This window comes from Carboxylicivirga caseinilyticus, assembly GCF_050589785.1.
GTDB lineage: Bacteria > Bacteroidota > Bacteroidia > Bacteroidales > Marinilabiliaceae > Carboxylicivirga > Carboxylicivirga caseinilyticus.
Window position 1 is genome coordinate 70,162 of sequence record NZ_JBNGOX010000026.1, and the last position, 7,443, is coordinate 77,604.

Below are 7,443 nucleotides of genomic sequence, written 5' to 3' on the forward strand. Positions count from 1 at the left end.
TTGTTTCTAATTATAATGACGTATCAGTTACTCCGGCTTCGGCAAATGCTTTTGCTCTTAGCAAACAACTGTCGCAGGTACCGCAAGGTTTTTCACCTCCACGGTAACAACTCCAGGTCAGACCGAAATCTACTCCTAACTGTGTGCCGAGAGTAATTTCTTCTGACTTGGTCATATTTACAAATGGAGCATGTATTTTAATTGGCTGATTCTTTTCTGCTCCCATCACTGTACCCAGGTTAATGGCCTTTTCCATACTGTCGATAAATTCCTGGCGACAGTCAACATACCCGGAGTAGTCAACCTGGCTAACTCCAATAAAAATATTTTGTGCGCCAATGGCTTCGGCATAGGATGCTGCAACTGATAAAAAAACCATATTTCGGGCCGGAACATAAGTTACAGGGATGTCGGTTCGGGTAACATCTCCATTCTCGACTTCCATATTTTTATCAGTCAAAGAAGATCCTCCCCATTGATCCAGCTTTAAAGTTACAATCTGATGCGCTGCTACACCTGCTTTAAGTGCGATGGCTTTGGCAGAATTCAGTTCTTTATTGTGACGCTGACCATAATCAAACGAAATAGCATGTACTTCTTTAGCCTTGCTTTTGGCAAGATATAAGGCTACTGCTGAATCTAAACCTCCTGATAACAATACTACGGCTTTATCCATGATCGTAAAATTTTGATAATGATATAAACCGGAAAGTCGTTGGTGAAGGTAAAACACACAAGGTGCCAAACGAGAAATGATATACAGATAACTGTACAAGGTCCTAGTTTTTTTTACCGACAGGATGGTTTCGAACTGTCCGATTTAAATAAATCGCTGCAAATATAGGAAAAGTTTTGTGTTATTGCAGATTGTCAGTTGAATGCAGATAACAAATAATAATGATTTACATCATAAACTCAAAAAGGATAGATTTTAAAATTTGAATTCTATTTAAATATCATCAAATCAAACAAATGATAGGCATATTTTAAATATTGACTGAATCATTAAATAATTCTCGTTATCGTAAGCTAATTAAGTATGGCATTGGACTTTGTATGAAATAAGTCATTCTTTTAAATGAACAATGTCATTATTTTAGCAACTTACTAAAATACACAACTAAAGAATGAAACGATTTACTAAACCTTTTATGATGGTAATATTAGCTTTAGCCGCTACATTACCACTTCAGGCACAACAAGAGCGTTCAGCTATTGAAGACCAATACAAATGGGATCTGACTCCTGTTTATGAATCAGACGAAGTATGGGAACAGAAACTGGAGGAATTTAAGGAAGAGATGAAGAAGATCTCAGATTTTAAAGGAACTTTAGGTGTCTCAGCTGATAAATTATTAGCTTATATGACCTACTCTGATAATTTGATGAAAGAAGGCTATCGTTTATATATCTATGCATCATTAAAGTCGGATATGGACTTGCGTGATATGGATAATATGGCGCGTACCAAAAAGATACGTGAGGTATTCATCAATTTTGGTCAGTTAGCTTCTTTCGTATCTCCCGAGTTGGCAGCAATACCTGATGAAACCATTCAGAAATTTTTAAAGGAGGAGCCTAAGCTTGAGATTCACCGTCTTGATCTGGAAGATATATCACGTATGAAAATGCATACTTTATCAGATCTTGAAGAGGCCTTAATGGCAAAAACTGGTATGATTACCGGTACTGCAAATTCAGCTTTCAATGTTTTTAGTAATGCCGAAATGCCTTGGGAGAATATGACTTTAAGTAATGGTGAAGAGATTGAATTAAACCGTACAGCTTTTAGTGTTCAAAGAACTTCAGCTAACAGAGAAGACCGCGAAAAGGCTACTAAGATCTATTGGGATAACTATTTGAAGTTTGAAGGTACTTATGGGGAACTTTTAAATGGAAATATTAAGGTAGATGTATTTGGAGCTAAATCACGCAATTACGAATCAGCTTTGGAATCCGCTTTAAAACCTAATAATATTCCGGTTGAGGTATATCATTCGTTAATTGAGAATGTTAATAAGAACTTACCAACTTTCCACCGTTATCTGGAATTGAAGAAACGTATGTTGGGTGTTGATACCTTAAAATATTCAGATATTTATGCCCCAACCGTTAAAGGTGTTGAGTTAAAATATACTTACGACGAAGCACAGGAATTAATCTTAAACGCCTTTAAACCTCTTGGAAAAGAGTATGTAAGTGTTGTAAAACAGGCTTTTGATAACCGTTGGATTGATGTTTATCCAAATACTGGTAAAAGAAGCGGAGCATATTCTAACGGTGCTGCCTATGATGTTCATCCATATATTTTAATGAACTATACCGATCAGTATAACGAGGTAAGTACATTGGCTCATGAGCTGGGACACACCATGCATAGTTATTATTCTAATAAAACACAACCTTTCGCTACATCTCATTATGCAACGTTTGTTGCCGAAGTGGCTTCAACATTTAATGAGGTGTTGTTGAATGATATGATGCAAAAGAAATTAAAAGATGATGGTTTGAAATTATCTCTTTTAATGAGCATGTTGGATGGCTTTAAAGGAACTTTATTCCGTCAGACTCAGTTTGCTGAATTTGAATTAAAAATTCATGAAATGGCTGAACAAGGTGTGCCATTGACAGGACAGAAATTCACTGAGTTATACAGCAATATTTGTCGTAAGTATTACGGACACGATAAAGGGGTTTGTATGGTTGAAGATAACATTGGAATTGAATGGGCTGCTATCCCTCATTTTTACATGAGTTTCTATGTTTATCAATATAGTACAAGTTTTGTTGCTTCTCAGGCATTGGCATCAAAAGTTTTGGCTGGTGAAAAGGGCGCAAAAGAACGTTACATGGAATTTATCTCTTCCGGAGGTTCTGATTTTCCGATTGAGATTTTAAAGAAAGCAGGTGTTGATATGACAACTTCAGAACCTTTTGAACAAGCCATTGCTGCAATGAACAGTATTATGGATGAAATTGAAACTATTCTGAACAAAAAATAACAACTAAACCAATGAAGAGGATGAGGCCTGGGCGTTATTGCTCAGGCTTTCTTTTTATACACAAAATTGTAAAAGACAAAGTGCAGAGATGTTACAAATATGTAGGATTGCTAATTAAGTGGAAAGATTTATATTACCTTATATAGCCTTTAATCAAAGTCCTAAAGAGTTATTCCATATAACCATAAATATTAGGCACGTTATCTGTGGGACTAATAACAAAAAAGCACTGGAATAAATAATTAATTACCCGATTCTATGATTAGCGGAAATGAAAATCTTATACAAATTGCAGAAACTTATCCTGAAATAATTAGTGAATTAGAGAAACAGGGATTGGGAAACTATTTTAAGAAAGAGAATCTTCAAAAAATAGGAAAATTCCTCAGATTGCATACTGTTCTTTCTTCCAGTAATATTGATCCCGATCTTTTTATTAAATCACTGAATAAGCAAATAGCAAACGAAGTGTCATTAGAGATTGACAGATCCAGTCTTGATTTTTCAGCCATGCTACCTTGTGGTCTCCGTAATCCTTTTAAAGAATTTTGTGAGTCGCATTTTCAAAAGTTTCCCGACCAGTTTAATGACTTGAATATATTGATAGAAGGTAATGTTAATCACGAATTATCGTATTATCCTTTATTGGACAGTATTGAAGATGTTGATGAATTGCCTGATGTAATTATGGCATCGGATATCAATAATTTTTTTCATAAACCATTTGTTGAGAAATTCATAGAAAAAGGAGCTTTTGAAACCTATCAGCCTTACGAACTTAATTCATATCTGGAAAAAGTTCAATATTTCGATCCAAAAGGTTATTATACCATGTATACAGCCAATATGCTGGTTATGGTGGTGGATGAGGTAAAGTTGGGTAATCGTAAAATACCTGAACAATGGTCTGATCTCTTATTGCCAGAGTTTGAAAATAGCATCATCATGCGTGGTGAAGATGACTTTTTTTGTAATGCTGTTTTGCTTCCGTTTTTTAAGGATGGTGGATTAGATGCGATTCGTGCTTTCGCAAAAAATATTGTAAAAGGAATGCATCCTGCGGAGATGATTAAATCTGCTAATAATAAATATGGCGGAGAGGCTGCTGTTTACGTCATGCCCTGGTTCTTTTCAAAAAGAATAAAGAATGAAAATGTAAAGGTAGTTTGGCCAAAGGATGGTGCTATTGCCAGTCCTGTTTTTTTACTGGTGAAAAAAGGCAAGGCAAAGGAAAAGGAAGCATTGCTCAGGTTTTTAATGAGTAAGGAAACTGGTGACTTATTGTGTGATCGGTATTTCCCTGCTATTCATCCTGAATGTAAGAATGACCATCTAAAGGAAGAAGTTAAGTGGCTGGGTTGGGATTTTCTGAGATCCTACGATATTGGTAGTTTAAAAGACGATATTCGCACAGCCTTTATGGAAGTGTGGACAAAAAAATAAGGCTTATGGCAATAAAACTGATAACAGTTTCCGGACCACCCTCTTCGGGTAAAACCTCGGTTATAATAAAGATGATTGAGAGTTTGCCGCATTTGAAAGATAGGTGTGGCGTGATAAAGTTTGATTGCCTGAGTGCTTTGGATGAAGAACAATACACCAAAAATGGAATTGTTGCTCAAACAGGTCTGGCTGGTAATTTATGTCCAGATCATTATTTTGTTTCCAATATTGAAGCTTGTTTTGTTTGGGCACGCGAAAAGAATTTTGAGGTTTTGGTTACCGAAAGTGCAGGACTTTGTAATCGTTGTGCCCCCCATTTAAAAGAAGTATTGGCTGTTTGTATATTGGATAATCTAAGTGGTATTAATACACCGTTAAAAACCGGACCTATGGTTAAAATGGCTGATGTTGTCGTGGTAACAAAAAGCGATCTAGTTTCACAAGCTGAACGTGAGGTCTTTAGGTTCAAGATTCAACAGGTTAATTCTAAGTGTAAGGTTTTGTTTATTAATGGTATCACCGGACAAGGTGCTGATCGCTTAGCGAAACTGGTTGTAAATGCCAATGATTTTGAAACTTCAGAAAATCTGAAATTACGTTTTTCAATGCCTGCTGCATTATGCTCTTACTGTCTGGGTGAAACCCGTGTAGGTGAAGATTTTCAGATTGGATTAAATCGTAAAATTAAGTTGTAATGGAGCAGAAACGAACAGATCAATCAATAGGAATACTTCTGGATAAATTTCCAATGGTAAGCGATTTTCTTGCTTCGTTTAATCTCAAATTAGAGGATGATAGCCTGACTTTTGTTGAAATAGTCACCGGTTTACCATCGTCTTTTTTCGAAGATCAGGCTACCGATGCTCAGCAGCTATTGGAATTGTTTGATGAGTTTATGATTGGTTTAAACGAGACACAAATAGTTCAGTCTATCGAAAGTCTTGAAGTACTGGCCGGAATTGATAAAAGTGGTAAACCTGAAAAATGTAGTATAAAACTAATTCCAGGTGAAATAACCTGCATTGTAGGTCCAACAGGTTCAGGTAAAAGTAGGCTGTTGGCAGATATTGAATGGTTGGCAAATAAAGATACTCCAACCGGGCGAACAGTGCTGATTAATGGAGATTCACCTGATGATAGCAGAATTGCACAAATGGGAGGGAAGCTGATTGCTCAAATCACACAGAATATGAATTTTGTGCTGGATATGAGTGTAATTGAATTCTTAAGGATGCATGCGCAAAGCCATTTTATGATGAATGTTGATGAGGTGGTTGAAGAGGTTATTAAGCTGGCAAACGATCTTTCGGGAGAACCTTTTCAACCGGAGACACCTGTTACTTTTTTAAGTGGTGGGCAGTCCAGAGCTCTGATGATTGCAGATGTAGCATGTATTGGACAGGCACCAATTGTGCTTATTGATGAGATAGAGAATGCAGGAGTTAATAAAAAGAAGTCGCTTGATTTGCTCGTGAAGAAAGATAAGATTGTTTTGATGGCTACGCATGATCCTTTACTTATTCTTCTGGCAGATAAACGTGTTGTTATTAAAAACGGCGGGATGCACAAGGTGATTGAAACGAATCCTGTTGAACGGGAATTCTATTCAGAATTAGAGCAACTTGATAATAAATTGCAACTCACTAAAGATTATTTCCGGTATGGTAATGAGTTAAAGGCAATTGGAGAAATTTATTAGATAAGTAGCATTAGCTAGTCAATCTCTATATACCATAAACCTATTTAAACAAGTATATTTGCCCTCCAACTAATTTGTTTCATGGATACAGCTTTGTATTACTTTTCGGGGACCGGTAATAGCTTAAGTATAGCCCGATCTATTAAAAATCAAATTGAAGGAAGTGAACTTTTACCAATAGTCGGGAGCTTAAAACAAAAGCCTGTTTTGATAACTTCCAAAAGAGTAGGCTTTATCTTTCCACTCCATTTTATGACCGTTCCTCGGATTGTTTGTGAGTTTTTAAAGGATGCATCATTTCAAAATCCTGAATTTGTTTTTGTGGTTGTAACCGGTTCCAATCCAAGAATAGGAAATGCACTCTCGCAGATTGAAAAATACTTGAAAAAAGCAGGCTTGGTTCTCAATGCTGGTTATTTTATACCAATGGTAGCGGCTCATTTTCCATATATTAAACTTTCGAGATCAAAACAATCTAAAATAGTCTATCAGGAAGCACAGGAAAAAGTAACACAAATAAGTAAAAGTGTTCTTCAATTAAAAAATGAGTTTGATAAAGAAGCTGCAATATTTGGAGACTTTAAACTCTTAGTCTCAAAGAAGCAGGAACGTAAAGAAAGCTTATTTACGGTTGGAGCTGGTTGTATCCGGTGCGGATATTGTATGCAGGTTTGTCCTTTTCAAAATATCAGATTAAAGGGAAAACAAGTTGAATGGTTAGATAACTGTCATCAGTGTTTTGCCTGTTTGCACTTTTGTTCCCGATCGGTGATTGAATATAAAAAGTTATCGGTTGGCAAACCTCGTAATCACCATCCTTCCATTTCGCTGAATGATATTGCTTTACAAAGAAATGCTGTAACTATTCGGGAATAATCAGAGCTGAAATTTTAGTTTTCATAAGTCCCGATAGGGACGTCTGTGACAGCATAGTAAGTAAGTGCTTTGCAAATAAGCAACGTAAATCAAAAGCCCGGAGGGCTGTATGTATGAATATCTTTTGAAAAATGCTGCAGGCAGAATGATTATAGATGACTTAATTAGCCAATTACCAATTATTAAATTAAACCACAAATTACACTGGATGCCAAAAATAGTCTTGAAAGCGAAACTCTCCTTCGTTACCTAACGAAGGAGCAATATCTAATCAATTCCCATTGATATAAGTTCAAAAATAAAAACACCCCGTTAAGAAACGAAGTGTGATTATTAGATAAGGATCGGATTTAATAGCTTTCTAATAATAAAGATCCGACCCTCGAAATTATCTTAGCTGAATACGATTCAAATGCAATCCTT

6 protein-coding genes are annotated in these 7,443 nt (G+C 36.1%); 5 read left to right on the top strand and 1 reads right to left on the bottom strand.

From position 1 onward, the window contains the following. Positions 1-10: 10 nt before the first annotated feature. The gene (gene queC / locus ACRD62_RS13875) at positions 11-676 is read right to left on the bottom strand and encodes a 7-cyano-7-deazaguanine synthase QueC (RefSeq protein ID WP_430820706.1); all 666 of its coding nucleotides are present in this window, start codon (positions 674-676) and stop codon (positions 11-13) included. 451 nt (positions 677-1,127) lie between these two features. Between queC and pepF the strand changes: the two genes are divergently transcribed. From pepF to ACRD62_RS13900, 5 genes are all read left to right on the top strand, one after another. Beyond that, positions 1,128-3,002, top strand: coding sequence for an oligoendopeptidase F (gene pepF / locus ACRD62_RS13880; protein WP_430820707.1), 1,875 nt, complete (start codon positions 1,128-1,130; stop codon positions 3,000-3,002). A gap of 258 nt (positions 3,003-3,260) precedes the next feature. Next, entirely contained in the window at positions 3,261-4,445 is a 1,185-nt protein-coding gene (locus tag ACRD62_RS13885) for an ABC transporter substrate-binding protein (protein WP_430820708.1), read from the top strand. Between the two features lie 5 nt (positions 4,446-4,450). Beyond that, complete coding sequence (locus ACRD62_RS13890) at positions 4,451-5,140, top strand: GTP-binding protein (protein WP_430820709.1); 690 nt, start codon at positions 4,451-4,453, stop codon at positions 5,138-5,140. Beyond that, positions 5,140-6,144 (top strand): ATP-binding cassette domain-containing protein, encoded by a 1,005-nt coding sequence (locus tag ACRD62_RS13895; protein WP_430820710.1) that lies wholly within the window; start codon positions 5,140-5,142, stop codon positions 6,142-6,144. The genes ACRD62_RS13890 and ACRD62_RS13895 overlap by 1 nt, the downstream gene beginning before the upstream one ends. An 81-nt stretch (positions 6,145-6,225) precedes the next feature. Next, complete coding sequence (locus tag ACRD62_RS13900) at positions 6,226-7,020, top strand: EFR1 family ferrodoxin (RefSeq protein WP_430820711.1); 795 nt, start codon at positions 6,226-6,228, stop codon at positions 7,018-7,020. Positions 7,021-7,443: the final 423 nt, after the last annotated feature.